Source organism: Paraburkholderia sp. J8-2 (genome assembly GCF_905220195.1).
Lineage (GTDB): Bacteria > Pseudomonadota > Gammaproteobacteria > Burkholderiales > Burkholderiaceae > Paraburkholderia.
On sequence record NZ_CAJMZA010000044.1, the window covers coordinates 1 to 20,380 of the forward strand.

Here is a 20,380-nt window from a genome sequence, read left to right on the forward strand (position 1 = left end):
GATCGATCTCCAATTCCCTGTAATCCGCGAACGTCGCGGGCTTCGAGCGGAGGAGTTTTACTGGGCGGACGTTTCCCTCACGAATATCTGGTTCGCAGTTTCTGCCTGGGGCGGGATCTAGCCACAGATTCGGGCGCGCCAGGCTATCGCGCCTGTACTGGAGCCAGGAATGGCGTCACCGGACGTTCAATCTACGCGATCGAAAGTGCGTCATTCGGGCCGGCCGGGGCGACACCGGAAGTAGCAGCGGCTGTTCAGGACGTGGCTGCGCGAGTCGTCTAGGAGGGGCCAGGGCAGCCCAGGCGCGCCAAGAGCAGGAAGACGTGAGTCAAAAAACCGGTTCGCAATCTTATGCGCAAGTTTGCGCTCGAAACGCAAGCGCTTACCGTCTGGGCTTCAAACCCCGGCTGTGAACATAACACTTCATGCGGCGCTACCGGCGCGCAGTAGCCGTATCGCGTCGCGGGCGGCAATCCACGCCTCGTTGGTCGGTTCGACCACTACCTTGACCGCGCTCGATGCAAGCGAGATCACGTGGGCATGCGCTGCGTTGGCCACAGGGTCAAGCGCTACGCCGACCCACCCGAGCGCCGTGCAGATCCGCTCACGCAAGACCGAAGAATGCTCACCGATGCCAGCCGTAAAAACCAGCATATCCACGCCCCTGAGCAAGGCAATCATGGCACCTATTTCACGCACGATACGCTGAACATATAGGGCGAGCGCATCGCGCGCCCTGGCATCTCCATTCGCCTCACGTTCTAGGAGGACCCGTGGGTCGGACGAGATGCCGGATACGCCTCTCAGCCCCGATTCACAATAAAGGATGTGCTCGAGCGCCTTATGAGAGAGATGTTCGACGTCAAGCAGATGCAACACAGCGCCGGGGTCGAGCGTGCCGCAGCGCGTGCCCATCATCAATCCATCGAGCGCGGAAAACCCCATTGTCGTTGCGACACTGCGAAGCGAGCGCATCGCGCACAGGCTCGCGCCGCTGCCAAGATGTGCAGCTATCAGGCGTCCATGTGCGCGTGCACCGAAGGCTTCGCCAAGCGCAATGCTGAGGTACTCATAGGACAAGCCATGGAAACCATAACGACGCACGCCCTTGTCGAACCACGCATAGGGCAGCGGCAGCAACTGCTCGCTGCGCGGTAATGTGTGATGGAATGCCGTATCGAACACCGCAATTTGCGGAACAGTCGGCAAGGCCGTTCGCAGCGAGGCGATTGCGTTCAGGCTGTGTGGCTGATGCAGAGGCGCAAGCGGCGTGAGCTTGCGTAACGCGCAGAGCACTTCATCATCCACGAGGACCGGACCTGCGTAGTGAGTGCCGCCATGTATGACGCGGTGCGCAGTTGCGCCCAAGGTAACATGAGAGAGTTTTTCGAGAATCCACCTCTCGACGTGCTGGAGAATGACGTGAAAGGGATCAGCGCCCGCAGCTTGTGGCAGCGTGTTCTCGGGGGCAGCATCGAAGCGAATTGCGACGTCGTTGCCGGTGATGACCGCTTCCCCTTCGTGCAAGGACCGACGATCCGGATCACCATGCGGCGGCCAGGCGAATATCGCGAACTTCATGCTCGACGAACCCGTGTTGATGACAAGGAGTGCAAGCGTGCGCATTGGCACCTCAAAATGCGTCAGGGATCCGCTGTGAAACGACGTCACACGGCTCGAGAAGTGCGATGAAGTTTGCAACGTGAACTAATCTCATCACTGACCCAGATCAATCTGGACGGGAAAACGTAGAGCCGGACAATAACCGTTGTCAGGTCAGGCCATTTTCATGGTGCTCCGGATCGCCGGTTTTATCGCGGGCCGCCGTGGCTGATCCGTGTCGCTACACACGTATGCCAATTGCAGCGATGGATGTACGTCATCGCGCGCGTGAGCAGTCATGGACTGGGGCGTAATGATTGCAAGCGTTCACGTCGAGACACCGGTGCGCAAGCCGCGACGCTGTTACCAGCATCGACGATGCATCGGGTCTGCCGACCAGTATGGCGGCCGTCACCTACAGGTCGGCTGATTGCTGGGTCCTAACAACAGTGCTTTCTTGGGAGACCGCCGAGCATCGACTCATCAGTGCGTCGGTGGCGATCCGAGCAGATGTACAAGCAGCCGAATAGTTGATTTAAGAGAATCCAGTTACCGAAACCGTTTGCTAACGTCACCTGAAATGTGCGCCTACGCCGGCTCGAGAATGGCTTTCAGGTGCTGCTTGTCGGTTCAAGGATAAACTGAATCAAGGGTCGCGATGATACTGGACATCGTCATGATCTGTGTCGTCGTGTAACCTCCGGGGACGTCGGAATTCGCCCTGAGCGCCGCCACGTCCAGCGCGACCGCTTTGTACGGGTCGTTGATTTGCTTAGTCCATGACGTTTTCCTTGGATTTGAAATGTGAAGAATCCAGGCATCAAGGCAATCTGGCTGACATCATTGCCTGCAAGGCCTTCGGGTCCGCGATGTACCGTTCGTAGAGCATCCGCGACTGACCACCAGCAACGACCTCGTCGTTCGTGCCCGCTTGCACGGCATCCAGCGCGTCCGAAACGAGTTCCTGCGGCGTCATACGCGGCTCAGGCATGTTTGCACCCATAGGGGTATCGGTCTGCACGGCAATCACGCCGACCACCTGTGTGCCTTGTGCGGCGAGTTCAGCGCGGATGCTTCGGGTCAGCGAAAGAGTCGCCGCTTTAGACGCAGAATATGTCGCGGCCTTTGGCAAGCTCACGAGCGCTAGCATGGACAGCATGTTGAGCACGGCGCCACTCCTCGACGCCGCGAGAATGGGAGCGAAGGCACGCGTCATCGAAAGCGTGCCGAAGTAATTCACTTCCATTTCGCGTCGCGCAGCTTCCATATCGGGTGCCGCAATCGACCCCTCGAAAGCAGAATACCCAGCGTTGTTGATGAGCAGTGACACGTCAGGCGCGACGCTGGCTGCAGCGGCGACCTGGTCCGGGGCGGTCACGTCGAGCGGCAGCGGTACGAGACGCTTGTCGCCGTGTTTGAGAAGTTCGTGAAGTGAAGCGGTGTCGCGTGCTGCGACATATACCTTGGCTGCGCCACGGTCCAGCAGGTCCGCAACAAAGGTTCGGCCCAGGCCACCATTGGCGCCAGTGACGAAAGCGATCGAGCCTGTGATGTTCATGATGATTCTCCTTTTCTCAGTGGGACCGGCTCGAAAGCCGGTCCCTTGGCTATCGTTGGGCGTTGAGTCTGTCTGCGTGGAGTCTGGCGAATTCACCAACTGTCATGGAGCGGCGGCCAGTCAGCTTCTCGACGTTGTTGTCGGCGCCGGACATATGGCCGTTCTGATAGTCGAGCATTGCGCCTGCGAAGTGCTTGACGACGTACTCGGGTACGCCCATTTCGGTGAGCGACGCCGTGTACTCGTCAATCGGCAGGTCTTGAAACACAATCTTGCGGCCGAGTGCTTCGCTCAGTTCCGCGGCCATCTGCTCGTGGTCCATTTCGGCCGGACCCGAGAGGTCAATCGTCGTACCAATATGGCCTTCCGGGTTCTTCAACAGCGCGGCAATCGCGCGGCCCTGGTCTGCGACTGCGATGGCCGAATGGCGCCCCTTGCCGGCCGGAATACGCAAAACGCCGTGCTGGAGATACGGGAGTTGGAACGGATACAGCAGCCAGTCGAGGAAGTAGGTGGGGCGCAGATGGATGACAGGCACGCCCGACCAGTTGAATACTTCTTCCGAGATAAACGTATCACGGCATGAGTCGCTGGTCGAATGACGATTTGCCGAACGCTGTGAAAGATTGATGACCGCCTTCGTGCGCGCTTCCTTTGCCGCCTGTGCGAAGTTGACGGTAGCGTGAAGCAGGCCCGGCGCAACAGGGTAGACAAAGTAGGCAGCTTCGACGCCTTCGAGTGCGGCACGGATTGAGTTGACGTCAAACATGTCACCGACTACCACTTCGGCACCTAGCGCCGCGAGCGCATCGGAACGCTCGTCAATCTTGCGCACCATCGCGCGGACATGTAGACCGAGGGCAATCGCTTCATGAACCGCTGCGCCACCGGTGTCACCGGTGGCGCCCGTAATCAATACTTTCTTCGACATGACAGTAGCTCCTGAGAGGTCACATTGGGTGGAACGCGCACGACTCGTGTCGTGGTCGCTGCGTTGAGGTGAATGATGGAGCAGCTTCCTCTGACCCGGTAGCCACTGATTTCGTCTAACATTTATGCTGTGACAGCATAAGTCGGCGTTTGGCGCAACCCGACAGATGGAAGACCAGGCGAACACGGCGCGCGTAGATGGTGTCGCTGTGAACGAAGTGGCGCCGATTGCCGACAATCTATGCGGGCTGATACGAGGTTGTGCGCTTGTGTTCGAGCGGCGGCATTGCCACGGAAAAAGGTGAGACTTGAAAGACCTTCTAACGCTCAAGCTCTACACCCGCGTCGCGCGGCTAGGCAGCTTTTCCGCAGCCGCGCGGGAAGGCGGCCTGGCCCAGTCGCAGGTCTCGCGGATGGTCGCAGAACTCGAGGCGAACCTCGGCGTCCGGTTGCTCACGCGTACGACGCGCGCTGTCGTCCCGACTGAGGCGGGGCTCGAGTTTCTTGCTCGCATGGAGCCTGCGTTGGCGGCCATAGAAGACGCCCAGAACAGCGTGCGCGAGACGGGTGAACTTCGTGGATTGCTGCGTGTTGGCATGCCCTCGACGATGGGCACGCGTGTCATCATGCCAAGGTTGTCGCCATTTACTGAGCGGCATCCTCAGCTGCGCGTTGAGCTCCTCCTCGACGACACGTGGCAGGACCTGGTGCGCGATGCAGTCGACGTTGGTATCAGAGTGGGTGTGCTTCCAGATGCGTCTGGAACCAGGCGGCTGCTTGGGACAATGCACCGAGCTTTCGTTGCATCGCCAGCCTACGTTGCGCGCCACGGCATGCCCAAAGAGCCGGCGGACCTGGAGAAGCATCGAATTGTTACCGGGCCGGCAGCACCGAATTCACGATCCTGGAAGTTTGAGCGCGATGGAAATACTGTGGCGGTCGAGGTGGAGCCCCATGTCGCGACGAACGATACGGCGGGCGCGCTTGCCGCTGCGGCGAGTGGTTTAGGTATAGCCGCCACAACTTCCTGGGCTTGCAGACGGGAAGTGCAAACCGGAGAATTATTGTTGATGTTGCCCGACTGGAAGACGATGGAACTCCCCGTTCACGCGTATTTCCCGATGGGACGAGCGACTCGCAAAGCTGCTCGCGCATTCGTCGACTTCATCGCCACAGAACTTAAGACCAACCCACCCTCTGATCGCGAATCCGAATGAAGGAGCCGCTCTACCATTTCTTCACGAACGAGCCGGGCAAGGATGCATAGCCAGTCGTCGGCGCGACCTTCGTTCTTCTGCACGCAACACAGGTCAAGCCGTGGCCGAGGAAACGCTCAAGTTTTCGACTGGGCCCTCAAGAATGTCACGCCGGCTGCCGACAACCTCGACTACATCTCGCGGCCTCAATAGGTCGTGAGCGAAATCGGGCAGCAGTGGAAGTCGAAGATCACGGAACGCGAGTGGCAAGGCGATTGCCCGGAAGGAGTCTGGCATGCCGTCTTTCCGAGGTTCGACGGCCGCCAGCGAGACGGGTAAGCGAACGAGATTACAATTCGTGCATTCCGGCGGTCTTGCCCGGGACATTGGCCAGCTCCGCTTGGACTACCACCTCACCAGTGTACCCGTCGTCATATTCGTCGGGCGCTCTCTCGGGGAACGGGAAAGCTCTCACGAGCGTCAACCGCGGACTCGTTCATCCGAGGGGAAACGTGCTGCAACAGGGGGTGAACAGCGGGTCTCCAACCAATCTGGCTTATACCGGGACCGGTACACTTTGTCCCGAGGACTGCGACGAGAGCATCTCTGCCACCGATACCGGTTGTTGATTCCAGTGAGATTGCGCTCGCGGTTCACTGCTGTCGTCACATTTGCACATCCGCGCCGTATGTAACATGTGCTATCACCGTGCGGATGAAAGGGAATCCGCCCCTCGTGAGACGTCGTGTGATGTCGCATTCCGATTCTGATTTCCCAATACTGATAAAGCAAAAGAAACTACGAATTATTCGCATTATTTTGTCATTAAAAACAATAACCTGGCCACGCCGCCATTTGGGGGGCGTGAGATAATCAAGGCCTGAACATTTCAGGCATTCGCGTTTACGAGCGCATACACCCTGGTTGATCAAATGACAGTTAGAGTAAAGGTCATGCGGGATCATAGCGGGGCGGCTCAACGCAGCACGATGGTGAGCCTATGCATGAACCTGCTGCTTTCGGTTACGCAGATCATCATCGGAGTCCTGGCAGGGTCCCAGGCACTGTTTTCCGATGGCATCCATTCCCTGTCAGATCTGGTGGCGGATTTTGTCGTTCTCTTTGCGGGTCGGCAAAGCAGAAAGGGTCCTGACGAGGACCATCCGTACGGACACCGGCGCTACGAGAATGCCGCATCCCTTTTCCTTGGCCTCCTGTTGCTGGCTGTCGGCATCGGCATGCTTTGGACCGCTATTGTAAAGTTTCGCGATCCCGTCTCGATTCCGCGTGTCCACGCCATCGCATTGTGGGTTTCCTGTGGCGCGCTCGTAGCGAAGGAATTGCTATTTCGTTACATGCTGCGTGTCGCAAAACGCGTCCGTTCGAGCATGCTGGCCGCCAATGCCTGGCATGCACGCTCGGACGCAGCATCGTCACTGGTGGCCGCAGCGGGTATTGTCGGCAATCTTGCCGGTTACGCCATTCTCGATCCTGTTGCGGCGCTGATCGTCGGTTTCATGGTGACGCGCATGGGGTGGGGTTTCGCCTGGAATGCGATGAACGACCTGATGGATCACGCTGCTGACGACTGCGAGGTCGCAGCGATCCGCCAAACGCTTGGTGAAGTAGATGGCGTCGCCGGATTTCACGATCTGCGGACACGGAAGATGGGAGACATGATTGTGGTCGATGTCCATCTCGAGGTCGACCCGCGCCTGTCGATCGTCGAAGGCCACGAAATTGCCATGTGCGTAGAACGTAATCTGGTGGACCGCCATCCTGTACTTAGCGTCATGACACATGTTGACCCCGTTCGCGGGCAAGGATGAGACCATTCAGGCACGGCTGGCGAGAATGCCCGGCTTCGTCCCGCTGGTTGATCGACCGCGGCCTGAGGAAGGGGCATTGAGCCCCGACCGGTGTGAGCGCGCCTCAATGTACCGGTGGCCCACCGTGATCGCCGGCTTCGGCACATCTTCAGGAAAAGACCCTGGAGTAGCAGAGAGAAAAGGTAACCGTTCGTGTGCAATTTGCGGAGCCAGCACAATCATTTTTGTTGCAAAACGGAGGCCAGAATGAGAATGCCATTCATGCTCATTTCGGATGCCAGATTACCCGAAAAGAGATTGCGGAGATTTTTGATGGTGCTGCGGGCCCACCTCAAGATCGCGTGTCTTGCAGCGATGGTGCTCCAGATGACCGTGCTGGGTGCGATGGTTCTATTTCGCATTCCGGAGGAACATTTTACCTCGAACGATTTCCGCGCGGTCGCCGTCCTGCTGCTGATATGTGCGGTTGCGGCAGTCAGACAGGCAGCACACGTTGCCTTTAACGCGGCGCTTGAGCGGAACGACGCGATGTTCACAGCGGATGGCAATAGTCCGGCGGTATCGATTTCTGCTGCCTGCCCGCTGCGTGCGTTGGTTGTGCTGCATGTGCAACTCACAGGTTTGCGCAGGGACACATTCTGTCGATGACGAAAGATGCGTAGCAGCGACGTCGTGCATCCCTCCCCGCTCGCGTGGCTCGGGGTGGCGGGGCATAAGATCCTTGCGGGTTGCTCGATCGTCCTGTCGCTGGATGGATATGACACTCACGGTTTAACGGTGATGCGTCACGGGAGCAGCCATGCCCGACATGGAGCAATTCAACCGTGATGGACAGGCTCCCGTAACACACCGGCGCGTCTACTGATCCTGGCCAAGGCGGCCACCGCCTCCCGTGGCCTCCTAATTGCAGGGTATGCGCGGCAAACGGGACGGTCCTGCGTTGGGATATTTATGCATTCCCGGAATGCGTCCTCGTCCATGTAGAACCTTCACCCTATGCAGAGCGCCATTGCGTTAGATTTTCGGAGCCTTGTCAATCTCGAGGCCCGTCCGTGGATCCAGAAACAGCTTGCGCTCTTCGCCGCGACGGCTGAAATCGAACATGCCCATGATACTGCCTGCCTTGCCATCGAACGATCCGCCACCGATACGTTTTCCATCGAGCCAGTTGTCCTCGACGAATCGAACAATGGACGACTGGTCGATCAACGTGTGATCGACGAAATTCTCTTTCGCCCAAGGCGAGATCACCAGGAACGGTATGCGTGTACCCGGGCCGCAGCGGCCGTTCACGGGCTTTCCGTTCAAGCCATCGTGCGGCGGCTCGCTGCCGCAGGTTCCCGGGCCGTTCAACTGGTCTGCGACCGCATCATACGAAGCACTCGACGGTATTGCGTACGCGTGGTCGTACCAGCCGTCGGAGTCATCCCACGTCACGATAACAGCGGTGTTCGCCCAGTCTGGCTGTCGCTGAAGGAAGTTGAGGACCTTCGCAACGAAAGCTTGCTCGTCGAGTGGGTCTGAATATCCGGCGTGTCCATCCTCGAACGCAGGAGCCTTGAGAAAGCTCACTGCCGGAAAGTTACCGGCGTTCACCGCATCGAAGAAATCATCGGAATCGTATTGGTGGTTGGCGGGATCCGGGGTCTGGCCATTTTTTTCGAGGGAGTGTCCGATCGCCTCAATGGAGCTCGGGCGCAAGTGCCTCGGATTCGACGTCGATGCGTAGTACTGGAACCAGTTGTGATGTGGAATATAGTCGACCGTGGCCGAGCCGACGACCACCGATAGCGAGCTGCGCCTGCACGCGGTCGTGCCGTTGCTGTTCACCGTCTCCAGGTTGAAGCCACCCATGAAGCCGCCCCAGGTAATGTTGCGCGCGTTCAAGAGGTCGCCGATATTCCGGCCCGTCATCATCACGGTGTCGCGCTTGCTCGAGCAACTGTCAAAGGCCGGATCTACGTCGTTGATCAGTGTGAATCCGCCCTGTGCGTCGTTCACATAATATGAACCTGCGACCGAAGGCTTCGTCGTCGTCAGCACAGTCTTCATGCCGTTGGTTTGACCCGAGATCGCCTCCAGTGCGCCCGGCGTCGACGGGCCGTAGGTCGACGACCACGCGTTGTCGCTCATCGCAAATCGCTGCGCGTAGTTCCACAACGCCGTGACCGTGTTGCCGTCGAAATAGCCCATCACCTGGCCAGTCTTGCCAGTGGCACCGGCGTCATCGCTCGTACTGTTGCCCCTGCCTGTGTACTTCGGGAAGAGGTCGGCCGCACCGTTGTTATACGCCTGCTGCTCTGCCGTGTAGGCGTGATCCTGGTCGGCGGTAGCTGCCTGCGCACGGTCGATGCGAAACGGATTGGACGCGCCCGCGCCATTAGCCGGATTCGCAGAATTCGGATTCCTGGAGAGGAGGGCTTCTGAAAGACCGTTTACCTTGGGCGTACCAGGCCGCGGGTTGAACGCCGGCTCGCGAGATGGATTCGCCGCATGTGGATACGTTGCGAAGTAGTGATCGAACGAAACATTCTCGCCATAGATCACAACGAGGTGCTTGATTGGGGTGGCCGTACGAACGTCTTTCAGGCGATTGACGCCATGGCCGTCACTCGCACCCCATGCAATTGTCAATGCGCACTCTGCGGCGATGAGCGAACAAAGTGAAATATGTCGCCAGTGCATGTCAGGCTCCCGGTCAATTTCGTTTCCCCGTGACGCTTACCTTACACCCGACCGAAACAGATCCAGTCCCGGTAGTATTTGTCGTAGACCGCCTGGCTGAAATGTTGTTCATCGCCCATTCTCCCACGACGGGCGGAGAAAGCGCGCGGTTGAACAGATTGCAAATGGTGCAGGAGCAGCTCCGCTTCACGGACGGTGGCCTGCTGGATCGTCAGGATGCAGCCCGCGCACGCGGCAACGATCCAGCGCTAGACGGCCGGGACGATTGATTGAGCGTTCAGCGGGGCGGCATCCTCGGCCGACGCTTTGCCCTGTCCGGCGCGTGGGAACAGCAACGATGTCGCGCAACGTCTCGGCAAGGGCACGCAGGACCAGACGTTGGGCAGTGCTTATCAGGGGCTGGACAGTCATTAGACGGCTGATGCACCGGTTGCCGTTCGCTGCGAGATGCCCCTGCAGGCAAGCTTCGTCACGCCGTTTATCGCGAATTACGGACGGCGTTACCCCTGGGTCCGGGGACTTGAATTGCTGCTTGCCTATGAGGCGGTGGCGCGGATGAAGGCGCAGGCGCACTGGCACACGGACGTTCTCACCGGTTGGGCGCCAGGCACAGTCGTCGGGTATTTCGCGACTACCTGGGATACGCCGATCTCCATCCAGATACTGCCTCATGGCCTGACCGTCGGGTTCTCCAAACGCTTCTGACCAGCAATGGGCTCAATGATCGATGTTTGCCCGTCCCCCTGGAACCCAGCGCGGAAGCATGGTGGTCAGCACGCCGTCCTTGAGAACGATGTGATGGAAAAGTGCAGCGAATGCGTGGAATCCCGCGAGCCACATGATGGTGTCGCCGAGCCACTTGTGGACCGACGCGAAAGTCGCGCCTCTGTCGTGTGCCGTGCCGACCCAAGGCTGAATATTGACTCCAGCGACGAGCGTCAAGGGATGCCCTTCCAGCCAGGCACCCGCGATGGCAGTCAGAGGCAGGGCGAGGAGCAGCAGATACAGCACGCCCTGCACGATCGTTGCCAGTACAACCATCCAGCGGGATATCTTGGGGGTTTCGGGGTGCGCGTCGAACGTCCTCCACAGCAAGCGGATGAGAGTAAGTGCGAACACGCACAATCCCAGCGTTTCGTGGAGCCTCCGGTCAAACTCATGCGCGGACGAGTACACGCGCTGTTCGGGTCCGCCGGGGCCATAGATAAACGCCACGAGGACAATGATTGCTGTGCACCAGTGGAAAAACTGGGCGGTCGAACTGTAGCGGGCGGCAGAATTCTTCACCGTGGCGTCTCCAATATGCGAATCCGGGTGGATGGCCGCCGCGCGTTACGGCAGACTAGTGAACAAGACACGCAATTGCATCATAGTGTAACGTGACATGCGAAGTTCGCCTTGTCTCAGGAGGACTAGATTCCGGCAGCAGATTCTCCCGGTGGCCTAACTTGTTGTCGCGCCGTTCAGTTTTCTGGTGCGCCAGGCGGAAAACGCACGGTTACGGTCAACCCGTGCTTCTCTTCGCCGTTCCCAAGCGAGATGTTGGCATGATGCTGCATCTGCTATGCGTGTGCCAATCGATAGGCCCAGAGCGCTGCCCGACGGATTGTGGTCGGTGCCGCGGTAAAAGCGTTCCCGTGCGCGCGCACGGTCTTCCTTCGAAATGCCCGGGCCAGTGTCGCGAACCTAGAGCACGGCGCAGCCATCCTCGGGGTGCACGATGACGTCAACACGCGCGGGCTCCGGCGTAGCGGATTGCGTTGTCGACCAGGTTGTTGAGCAGGATGCGCAGACCGTCAGTGTTGCCGCTTGTGGTGACGCCGCCGGTGGCGACCAGTTCCAGGTCGATCTCATTTGCTTCAGCGTACGGTACCTACGTATGCCGGCCCGTTTTACGGTTGGCGAGCAGATTGCACCCCATAGAAGACTGTTGACGCGCAGGCCATCGAGGACGATACGAGGGCGAATCCTTGGGCGTTGATGTGCCGTATGCTGGGCTAGCAAGCGAAACGTCGCAACCCGCGGGATCGCGACGCGGGCGTTCCGCTTCGGTCACTCCGGTACGTGTTTCGCCTTGGGTAAAGGGAGGAATGCGTGGAAGGATATTGCGCCCCTTGAGCAGCCGGTTCACCAGCGCTCCGAGCATGTGCAAACCTATCAGTGCAGCCAGGCTGTATGCCGCTATTGCGTGAAATTGTACTAACCAGTGTGATAACTCCTCGCCTCTGGACAGCAGCGTCGGCAACGAGAGGAGTCCGAAGAAACTGGCTGCATGTCCTGCTGCATTGGTTTTTAGCCACCCGAGCAGAAGGGCCAATATCGTCAGCACATAGAGCAGGCAATGGGCTGCACTTTCTGCGAAATATGCGGGTGTACCTGCCTCATTCACGGAGGGCGGCAACCTGGCCCGCGCGCGACCGGTTCGTGAGGCGGGTGAGTGCCAGGGCGAGGATGGCAATGCCAATCAACTCGTGAAGGGGCGAGTAGTTCCTCCCTGTCGACGAGCAGCCAGCCGATAACGAGATTGCCGATCACCGCGATGGCCAGCAACCAGTGCAGAAGGCTAACTGAAAATGGATAGCGCGAAGAGTTTTTCAAGTGTCGGGCTCCCGGTCGATTCGACGTGTCATCAGCCCAGCAGGTCGGGGTAATGCTTCCTGGTCATGTCGTTTGCGCGAATGGCCTGAACAATCTCGGCGAGTTCGCGCCATAGAGTCTGCATGCCTTCGTCGTAGGCAGGTTGGTCGTCGCGGTAAGGTTGATGACTGGCTTGCTCCACGTCACGTTCCAGGCGGCCCACGTAACTGCTCAGGGCGGGCATTGTCGTGCCTGCCATCGCCCCCGTTACTATCTTCATTCCTCGACAATCGAGGATTTGGCCAGCTAGGCCCGGCATGATTCTCGCCCCCAGTCGCAGTCATGATCCGGGGGGTGTTGTCACCGGGCCTGGTGGGTGGCTGGTGATCGCTAATAGGGGCTCGGCCAGGATATCTTGAGGCCGTCCGTAACGTGGATGCCGAGACTTGCCACCGATGTTGCAGGCCAAACAGCCCAACCTGCAAAGCCTTCGATGCAAGAAAACCAACAACATAGCTCTGTCGATGTATTCGTCGGCGTCGATGTCGGCAAAGGCCACCATCACGCCGTCGCCCTCGATCGGCGCGGAAAGCGCCTTTACAACAAGGCGCTGCCCAACGATGAGGCCAAGCTGCGCGCACTCATTACCGAACTCAAGACGCACGGCCAGCTCCTGTTCGTCGTCGATCAACCCGCTACCATCGGCGCGTTGCCCGTGGCAGTCGCCCGTGATGAAGGTGTTCTGGTCGCATATCTACCGGGTCTGGCTATGCGCCGCATCGCCGACCTGCACGCCGGTGAAGCCAAGACTGATGCTCGCGATGCCGCCATCATTGCTGAAGCCGCGCGCTCAATGCCGCATACGCTGCGCTCACTTCGGCTGGCCGACGAACCACTCGCCGAACTCACCATGCTGTGCGGCTTCGACGACGATCTGGCGGCCCAGATCACGCAGACCAGCAACCGCATTCGAGGTCTGCTCACCCAGATCCATCCGGCGCTGGAAAGGGTCCTGGGGCCGCGCCTCGACCATCCGGCCGTGCTCGATCTGCTTGAGCGATACCCGTCACCCGCCGAGCTCGCCTCGGCCAGCGAGAAAACACTCGCCAACCGCCTCACCAAGCTCGCACCTCGCATGGGCAAGAGCCTGGCTGCCGACATCGTCCAGGCGCTCAGCGAACAGGCTGTGATCGTGCCCGGTACTCAGGCCGCAACCATCGTCATGCCGCGTCTTGCCCAGCAACTCGCATCCTTGCGCAAGCAACGCGAGGAGGTTGCCAGCGAAGTTGAACGTCTGGTGCATGCACACCCTCTTTGGCCGGTCCTGACCAGCATGCCGGGAGTCGGCGTCAGGACCGCCGCCAGACTCCTCACTGAAGTCGCTCACAAAGCCTTCGCATCGGCTGCGCATCTCGCCGCCTACGCCGGCCTCGCCCCAGTGACCCGACGCTCGGGCTCGTCCATCCGTGGCGAACACCCGTCCAGACGGGGCAACAAGGTACTCAAGAGAGCGCTCTTCCTCTCGGCCTTTGCTGCCCTGCGAGACCCGATCTCAAGGGACTATTATGCGCGCAAGGTCCAGCAGGGCAAGCGCCACAATCAGGCGCTCATCGCTCTCGCTCGACGACGCTGCGACGTGCTGTTCGCCATGCTGCGCGACGGCACCCTCTACCAACCAAAATCCGCCCCTACCGCTTGACGAATCACATAGGGGCACCCCCCCCGCATGGCGAGCATCATGTCCTTCATCAGCATCTTGATCTCCCCGGCCTGTGCGAATGGCGAGACCGCGAGAAGTGACGTGCACAACAACACGCTGGTGCGAAGGGGAAACGAAGCCTTGGACATGCGCGTTCTGCTCGTGTTGTATTGCAATCCCGCGATCGTACGTGGGACAACGTTAGCGCAGACTTAAGGACGCGGCGCGTCTTTGGGAGCGTGGCGCGGCGCTCACCGACTAGAATGAAGATCACTCTCAATCGGGAGCAGCCAGCCCGTAATCGTCGAGGCGGGAACTTCTGGCAGGTCCAGCAGTGAGCGTTGGGACTGGAGACATGCGATCGCGAAGTAGGCATACTGTCAAAGTGTCCGTTTTATTCTCAAACGCAATCGGACTCCCATAATTGCCTCTGCACCACCTGTCCAGTTGCGGCGCGCGAGCGCGAACCGTGAGAAGCCCTAATCTTTGGTTAACAACGTCGAACACCTGTCCCGCGCTTTATTTCGGGTCCAACATATGCGCTACCGGAGGAAGCCCCAGCGGGGGGCCGCGTGGCAAAACCGATGACGAGGCGATCACTTGTGCCGCGGAAATGTGAAAGCGCGGGAGAGCGTCATTCATCGACGTCATGAAGGTCGGACATTGACGCTTTTCATAATTCCGCATGTGCTGTGAAATGACGGATTTCACAATTGGCAGTGCAGCCAAAAAAGTCCAACTGGCCGGCGGCGATCGCGTGTGACAACGGAGCAACACGATGTGGCGTCTAAAAGGAAGTGGACCACGTATTGCCAACGTCCGATGTCTCGCAATTTCTGGCCGACATCGGAGAAAGCACAGTTCTCGCACAGTGAGCGTCCGGCTCCGCATGACACTATGCGTGCTGACCTTTCTGGGGGCGCCCAGCCTGCTGTGCCCGCAGCTGTTAGCCGAGGCATCTGACGATGCCGCCCGCTTGCGCACCACATACCTGAGCATGAAACTGCTGCTTGACCATAACTCGTTTCATCGGAGACTGTATCTCGATTCCCAGGAGTCGCCATCTACGGTCACGGGCGAAATCTACGCTGTAATGGACCATCCATTCGCAACCGTGAGCGACGCGCTTGGTGACCCGTCTAAAGGCGCGGCTCACTGGTGCGATGTATTGCTTTTGCATCCCAACGTCAAGTATTGCCATGTTTCGGACAGTAGCAACGGCAACACCATAACCGTGAACATCAGCCAGAGGGAAGCCGCAACAGAGCTCGGGTCGACTTATCAATTGCGTTTCAATTATGACGCGCCGATCTCGAGCCCGGGATACTTTCGCGTAAGGCTCCACGCGGACAGCGGTCCGCTCAACACTCGGGATTATGAGATCGCCCTCGAAGTGGTATCGCTCGATAGCGAGCGGACATTCCTGCATCTAACCTACGCATATAGTTACGGCACGTTAGGACGTCTTGCAATAAAAGGCTATCTGTCAACTTTCGGTAGCGGCAAGGTTGGTTTCACTAACATCGCGGATCCGTCCGCGCTACAGCCGGAATACGTCGATGGTATGCGCGGTCTCGTGGAGCGCAACACCATGCGTTACTACCTGGCTATTGACGCGTGGCTGGGCGAGCCGCCGGGCAGTCCCGATATGCGGCTTGAGCAACGTCTGAGCAATTGGTACAGCGCCAGCGAACAATATCCGCGACAGCTGCACGAAATCGATCGGCAGCAGTACATGCAAATGAAACAGCAGGAATACCGGCGCCTGCCGATGGAACAATAGTCTGGAGACCAGACGCTAGCATCAGGCTCGGAAGTCGATGAATTTGCCTCGCCGAGCTGGTAGGGCTTCACCTGGCTAGCCCCCTTTCGGGACGCTGTGCCGATCGGGTTATCGGCGCGCGTCTCCATCTGTTAAATGAAACAAGCAATAAAATAATGTTTCAGTGTGGGAAGTCGATTCGGAACGGCGCGGCGGAACAAGCTGCAAGGCGGTAGCTGAGGAGGTTCGCCGTCCAGTCATGCGCTATCGCCAAGTGTGTGATAAATCTCGTCTTCCTGAGCACAGTGCAGGCGCACAATCGCGTAGAGGCCATAGAGAACGCGTTGGATTTCACGCAACCAGTCGGCATCCGGGCCGTCTTCCGGCATGTCGTTCGCCATATGGGTGAGCGTCCGCGTGATATGGAAGATTTCGCGGTGCGCCGTGCTCATCAATGCGAGCGGATCATCGCCGCCCAGTAGTGGCGCGAGCCGCGGGTAGACCTGCGCATCGTCGTGCCTCTCGTGCGGTATGAGCTGCTGCGTCAGCAACTCACCCAGATCGGCAAGCCTGCCTTTAACCGCTGTCGCGGGCAAAACCGGCATCTCGTCGGCAAGCTGCCGGATCCGTTCGATGACCGGCTCGAGCTGGACGTGTTCTCTCTTGAGCTGCTCGGCTGCGACGGGCGGCAGGAAGCCGGCCGTTCCTGCAGACGGAACCCGCAATGCGCGCAGGGCGTTTGCGATTGCGGCGACATCGATAAATTCCTGAAGCACCGCGCCGGCCAGCGGGGGCAGGGCGCCGATTGCTGCGAAGCCCATTGCGGCAAGGGAGAGTCCCATGCCAACGTACACACTCTCGATCGCAATGCGGCGGGTGCGTTGTGCCACGCGTCGTGCATCGACCAACCTGTCCAGCCGGTCGACCAGCAGCACCACATCGGCCGCCTCTGACGATGCAGCCGCTCCCTGAGCCCCCATTGCAATACCGACATCGGCTGTGGCCAGAGCCGGTGCATCATTCACTCCGTCGCCGACCATCATGACGGGGCCGCCCCTCCGCGCTTTCTGGATGGCAGCGAGCTTGTCCGCGGGCGTCTGGCCGGAGTGCACCGCGTCGACCTGGAGTATCGCTCCAACCGTTTCCGCGACGTCTGCGCGGTCGCCCGTCAACATTTCGATGCGCGTGACGCCCTCCCTTCGGAGCAGCCTGAGTGCGCGAGGTGTATCCGTACGGATCCGGTCGGCCAACTGGATGGCGCCGATCATGACACCATCCTCGCTGACATAGACCGCCGATGCACCCTCGCGGGCAACGCGGCGAAGAAGCCTTTCACTCCAGGGCGCAGCAGGAGCAGTCGTGATCACGAAGTCAAACGATCCGATGGCGACTATATGACCGTCGACGTTTCCCGTGACTCCTGCGCCAGGCGTTTCACGTACGCTCTGTGGCGCAGATAGGGGAAGCTGCCGTGCGCGGGCTTCGCATGTGAGCGCGTCGGAAATCACGTGGCCCGAGGCCTGCGCGAGAGAGGCAGCGATGTGCAACACGCGCTCGGGGGTGTCTGCCGGACCAGTCTCAATCGCCACGAGCCGTGCATGGCCGGCGGTCAGCGTTCCCGTCTTGTCAAAAAACAGGGTGCGTGCAACCGCGAGTCGTTCGAGCGCTCCACCGTCCTTGATCAGCACGCCGCGGCGCGCGCAGCGTGACATGCCCGAAACGATCGCGACTGGCACCGCGAGTATCAGCGGGCAGGGCGTTGCGACGACGAGCACCGCGAGCGCCCGGATCGCCTCGCCGCTCGCCATCCAGGCACCCGCGGCCACAAGCAGAGTGCAGGCGACAAATCCAAGCGCATAGCGATCGGCGAGCCGTGCCGCGGGGCTGCGCGCTCGCTGGGCAGATTCGACCATCCGTACGATTCCGGAAAATGTACTGTCGGCGGCATTGGCGGACGCGATCATCTCAAGGGGTGAACCCGCGTTCACGGCACCACTTCGAACCACTTCACCGGGGGCGCACGCCCGGCTGCGTGATTCGCCCGTCAGTGTCGACTCATCCAGCTCGGCCGCGCCCGTCAGGGTTCCATCGACGGGTATGACTTCACCATGTCGCACGAGCAGCCGATCACCCGGCACAACGTGATCAAGCGCAACGGGCGTCCACTTGCCAGCGTCAGACCGGATCGCTTCGCGCGGCGCATGGCGAAGCAGGGCCGTCATCTCCGAGCGCGCCCGGGCGCGCGCGTAATCTTCCAGGGTCCGACCGCTCGCGAGCATCAGGGCGATAACGGCGGCAGTCAGCCGTTCGTTCAGAAGCAGCGCAAAAGCAATGGCCAGCGCGGCAAGAACGTCTATTCCAGCCTCACGTCGGCACAGCGCAGCAAGGATCGAGACGCCGAGGGCGGCGAGAACGGGTAACGGACCGGCCAGCCAGATCATGCGCGCCACGTCAGGTGAGCCGGCGCGCCAGCACAGGAGTCCCGCGACCAGGGTGATGGCGCAAAGGGCTAGCAGGAACGCATTCAACGATCGGGAGAGGTCGTGTTTGGAAAAGAAAGCATGCCATATCCGGTCGCGTGGGGAGGGAGGCTTCATGATGTGCCGGAGACAGGTTAGGGCGACAGGGCCAGCTGCGCTAAGTCACACGGCATACGTTGATGGTTCCACCGCAAAGTGCGTTGATTTGAGTCAATTGCCGGTGACAGCTCCACGGCAGCATTTAAATTGCTATTCCGCATCGATCATGAGGTCTGAAATGACTGCCAGGAACGCGCCGTTTCCCTTCGCGAGGATCCTCGTCGCTGTTGATTCCACGCCCGCGTCGGCCGCAGCGCTGCGCTACCTGCGCAGGCTCCTGCATGCGGGCGCCACAGTGCGCGTGGTATCTGTGGCCGAAAACCCGCACACGCTTGTGCCCCTCGGTGGGTGGGCTGGAGCGCAACTCCAGGCGGCGCCCGATGAATTGCGACTCGACGCAGAGGCGGCCATCAATGCCGCGCGAGCCAAACTGGATGGATGTGGGGCGCAGGTCGAGGGTCAGCTTATCGACCTTTGCAGGGAAGGCGGCGACGTTGTCCACGCGCTCGCCGAAGCAATATCGCAATGGTCACCCGATCTGGTTGTGCTCGGAGCGCGTCATCATCGAGCCCTCTTGCGGTGGGTGGAGGGCGAGGTCTCCGCGCCACTCGCGCGGCTGCTTCATGCGCCGACCCTGATCGTCCCGGGCGAATATGAAGGCGGGTCGGATGGTCCTCCTTCGCGGGTCCTGTTCGCGATCGACGGTAGCGAAGTGTCCCTGAACGCTTTGCGGGCAGGTGCCAGGCTTTCGGCGCCACGCGCGGATTGGCGCGTCATTTACGTCGTTGATCGACTGCTTGCACCGGGGACCGGACCTTTCGAAGAGCAGCTCGAAGATACGCTCATGAAGAGCGGCCAGGTTGCCCTCAAGGTGGCAGGCGACGAACTTGCCACGGACGATCAGCAAAGCAAACAGGTAGTGGAGACGGCGCTCATCAAGACAGGGAGCACGTATGACGACGTGCCTCATACGATTGAGCGCGACGCGCAGCACTGGAAGGCACAACTCGTTGTCCTCGGGACACACGGGCGGCGCGGCCTGACGCGCTGGCTGCTCGGCAGTGTCGCTGAACGGACGTTGAGATTGACTTCGGTTCCTCTATTGCTGGTGCCTCCAGCAGACAGCTAGGCTAGCCCTCAGGACGGACTTTCCGATGCGTCATCGCTGGCGCCCGGCGGCCTGGCTGACCATCGCCGATGGATCGTGCGTGCTGTGCATGCCCGCGACGAGCAGATTCGCGTCCCGCTTGCGCGCCTCGTCAACAATCGGCCCGGCTTCCAGTGGCTCATCACGCTACGTTCGGGCCCGTCGGTTCCATCCAGAGGGCACAGGTGCACTTCTGGTCTATCCATGCGGGCCGCAAACTTTAATGACTCCACACTCGTCGGGATCTTCCAGATGAAAAGTCACCTCGGTGCTCCCACTCACTGGAACCTGAACCGTACGCATCTCGCTCTGCGAGCGCAAATGAACCTCGATCCTGTAAGACCCAGGGGGCACGCGCACGAAGAGGAATGGGCCTTCTGTCCACACGCGCATCAGGCGCTGACCGGTCACGGGCCAGATACTGACGTCGACCTCGGCAAGGTAAGAACCCGTTTTCGACGCGAACGTCATTCGCAGGTTGTACTTGCTGGCCGCGGACCGGAACGCCTCGACCTCGGTTTTCCCAACCCCACCCGTAATGTACGAAATGCCGTTACGTATAACGGGGGTGAGCGGCGTCTGCGCATGACCGACGTGGACCATACAGGCTAACAAGGCGAGAAGTGCGCCTCTGTGAAATCTGGACATCAGAATACCTGGTTGATGGCGTTACGGATACGGCGCGCCATTACAAGACCCGCCACGACATCACAGTAGGCAAAGCGGGCTGTGAACGCTTGATGTATGTCAACCGGGAACTCATGGACATGCATGCAGTCGCCTCGCGATTGGCCATTGATGGCGCCCGGCTCCGGT

The 20,380-nt window shown here is 59.9% G+C and carries 15 protein-coding genes and 2 pseudogenes; 8 read left to right on the forward strand and 9 right to left on the reverse strand.

Features of this window, described 5'->3' with window-relative positions; all coding sequences use genetic code 11:
• Window positions 1–423 precede the first annotated feature (423 nt).
• From U5A52_RS39705 to U5A52_RS39715, 3 genes are all read right to left on the reverse strand, one after another.
• Complete coding sequence (locus tag U5A52_RS39705) at window positions 424–1,626, reverse strand: acetate/propionate family kinase (RefSeq protein WP_321939661.1); 1,203 nt, start codon at window positions 1,624–1,626, stop codon at window positions 424–426.
• A gap of 796 nt (window positions 1,627–2,422) precedes the next feature.
• Window positions 2,423–3,160: an SDR family NAD(P)-dependent oxidoreductase gene (locus U5A52_RS39710; protein ID WP_321939662.1), complete on the reverse strand. Its 738-nt coding sequence runs from the start codon at window positions 3,158–3,160 to the stop codon at window positions 2,423–2,425.
• 49 nt (window positions 3,161–3,209) lie between these two features.
• The gene (locus U5A52_RS39715; protein ID WP_321939664.1) at window positions 3,210–4,091 is read right to left on the reverse strand and encodes an NmrA family NAD(P)-binding protein; all 882 of its coding nucleotides are present in this window, start codon (window positions 4,089–4,091) and stop codon (window positions 3,210–3,212) included.
• Between the two features lie 307 nt (window positions 4,092–4,398).
• On the opposite strand from U5A52_RS39715, the gene U5A52_RS39720 reads away from it, so the two are divergent.
• From U5A52_RS39720 to U5A52_RS39735, 4 genes and pseudogenes are all read left to right on the forward strand, one after another.
• Window positions 4,399–5,307 (forward strand): LysR family transcriptional regulator, encoded by a 909-nt coding sequence (locus U5A52_RS39720; RefSeq protein WP_321939666.1) that lies wholly within the window; start codon window positions 4,399–4,401, stop codon window positions 5,305–5,307.
• Window positions 5,308–5,318: 11 nt separating this feature from the next.
• Window positions 5,319–5,566 (forward strand): annotated as a pseudogene (locus tag U5A52_RS39725) (phosphate ABC transporter substrate-binding protein PstS); the annotation flags it as partial.
• 652 nt (window positions 5,567–6,218) lie between these two features.
• Window positions 6,219–7,115 (forward strand): cation diffusion facilitator family transporter, encoded by an 897-nt coding sequence (locus tag U5A52_RS39730; protein ID WP_321939667.1) that lies wholly within the window; start codon window positions 6,219–6,221, stop codon window positions 7,113–7,115.
• A gap of 246 nt (window positions 7,116–7,361) precedes the next feature.
• A complete protein-coding gene (locus U5A52_RS39735; RefSeq protein ID WP_321939669.1) occupies window positions 7,362–7,763 on the forward strand; it encodes a hypothetical protein in 402 nt (133 codons plus the stop codon).
• Between the two features lie 366 nt (window positions 7,764–8,129).
• Here the strand turns inward: U5A52_RS39735 and U5A52_RS39740 are convergent, their stop codons facing one another.
• Window positions 8,130–9,800 carry an alkaline phosphatase family protein gene (locus U5A52_RS39740; protein WP_321939670.1) on the reverse strand — a complete coding sequence of 557 codons (1,671 nt, stop codon included), beginning with the start codon at window positions 9,798–9,800 and terminating at the stop codon, window positions 8,130–8,132.
• A 447-nt stretch (window positions 9,801–10,247) separates the two neighbouring features.
• Between U5A52_RS39740 and U5A52_RS39745 the strand changes: the two genes are divergently transcribed.
• Window positions 10,248–10,505, forward strand: coding sequence for a hypothetical protein (locus U5A52_RS39745; protein ID WP_321939671.1), 258 nt, complete (start codon window positions 10,248–10,250; stop codon window positions 10,503–10,505).
• 12 nt (window positions 10,506–10,517) lie between these two features.
• On the opposite strand, the gene U5A52_RS39750 is transcribed toward U5A52_RS39745, so the two are convergent.
• The 4 genes and pseudogenes from U5A52_RS39750 to U5A52_RS39765 form a co-directional block, all read right to left on the reverse strand.
• Window positions 10,518–11,087 (reverse strand): cytochrome b, encoded by a 570-nt coding sequence (locus tag U5A52_RS39750; RefSeq protein WP_321939673.1) that lies wholly within the window; start codon window positions 11,085–11,087, stop codon window positions 10,518–10,520.
• A 176-nt stretch (window positions 11,088–11,263) separates the two neighbouring features.
• A pseudogene (locus U5A52_RS39755) lies at window positions 11,264–11,664 on the reverse strand (ATP-binding protein); the annotation flags it as partial.
• 9 nt (window positions 11,665–11,673) lie between these two features.
• Window positions 11,674–12,189, reverse strand: a complete 516-nt coding sequence (locus U5A52_RS39760) for a cytochrome b (RefSeq protein WP_321939676.1) — start codon at window positions 12,187–12,189, stop codon at window positions 11,674–11,676.
• A 240-nt stretch (window positions 12,190–12,429) separates the two neighbouring features.
• Window positions 12,430–12,657 carry a hypothetical protein gene (locus tag U5A52_RS39765; protein ID WP_321939677.1) on the reverse strand — a complete coding sequence of 76 codons (228 nt, stop codon included), beginning with the start codon at window positions 12,655–12,657 and terminating at the stop codon, window positions 12,430–12,432.
• Between the two features lie 213 nt (window positions 12,658–12,870).
• Between U5A52_RS39765 and U5A52_RS39770 the strand changes: the two genes are divergently transcribed.
• Both U5A52_RS39770 and U5A52_RS39775 read left to right on the forward strand, forming a co-directional pair.
• Window positions 12,871–14,076, forward strand: coding sequence for an IS110 family transposase (locus tag U5A52_RS39770; protein ID WP_167449584.1), 1,206 nt, complete (start codon window positions 12,871–12,873; stop codon window positions 14,074–14,076).
• Between the two features lie 889 nt (window positions 14,077–14,965).
• Entirely contained in the window at window positions 14,966–15,859 is an 894-nt protein-coding gene (locus tag U5A52_RS39775) for a hypothetical protein (protein WP_415774128.1), read from the forward strand.
• A 236-nt stretch (window positions 15,860–16,095) separates the two neighbouring features.
• On the opposite strand, the gene U5A52_RS39780 is transcribed toward U5A52_RS39775, so the two are convergent.
• Entirely contained in the window at window positions 16,096–18,435 is a 2,340-nt protein-coding gene (locus U5A52_RS39780) for a heavy metal translocating P-type ATPase (RefSeq protein ID WP_321939683.1), read from the reverse strand.
• A gap of 160 nt (window positions 18,436–18,595) precedes the next feature.
• On the opposite strand from U5A52_RS39780, the gene U5A52_RS39785 reads away from it, so the two are divergent.
• Window positions 18,596–19,546, forward strand: a complete 951-nt coding sequence (locus U5A52_RS39785) for a universal stress protein (protein ID WP_321939685.1) — start codon at window positions 18,596–18,598, stop codon at window positions 19,544–19,546.
• The last annotated feature ends 834 nt before the right edge of the window (window positions 19,547–20,380 follow it).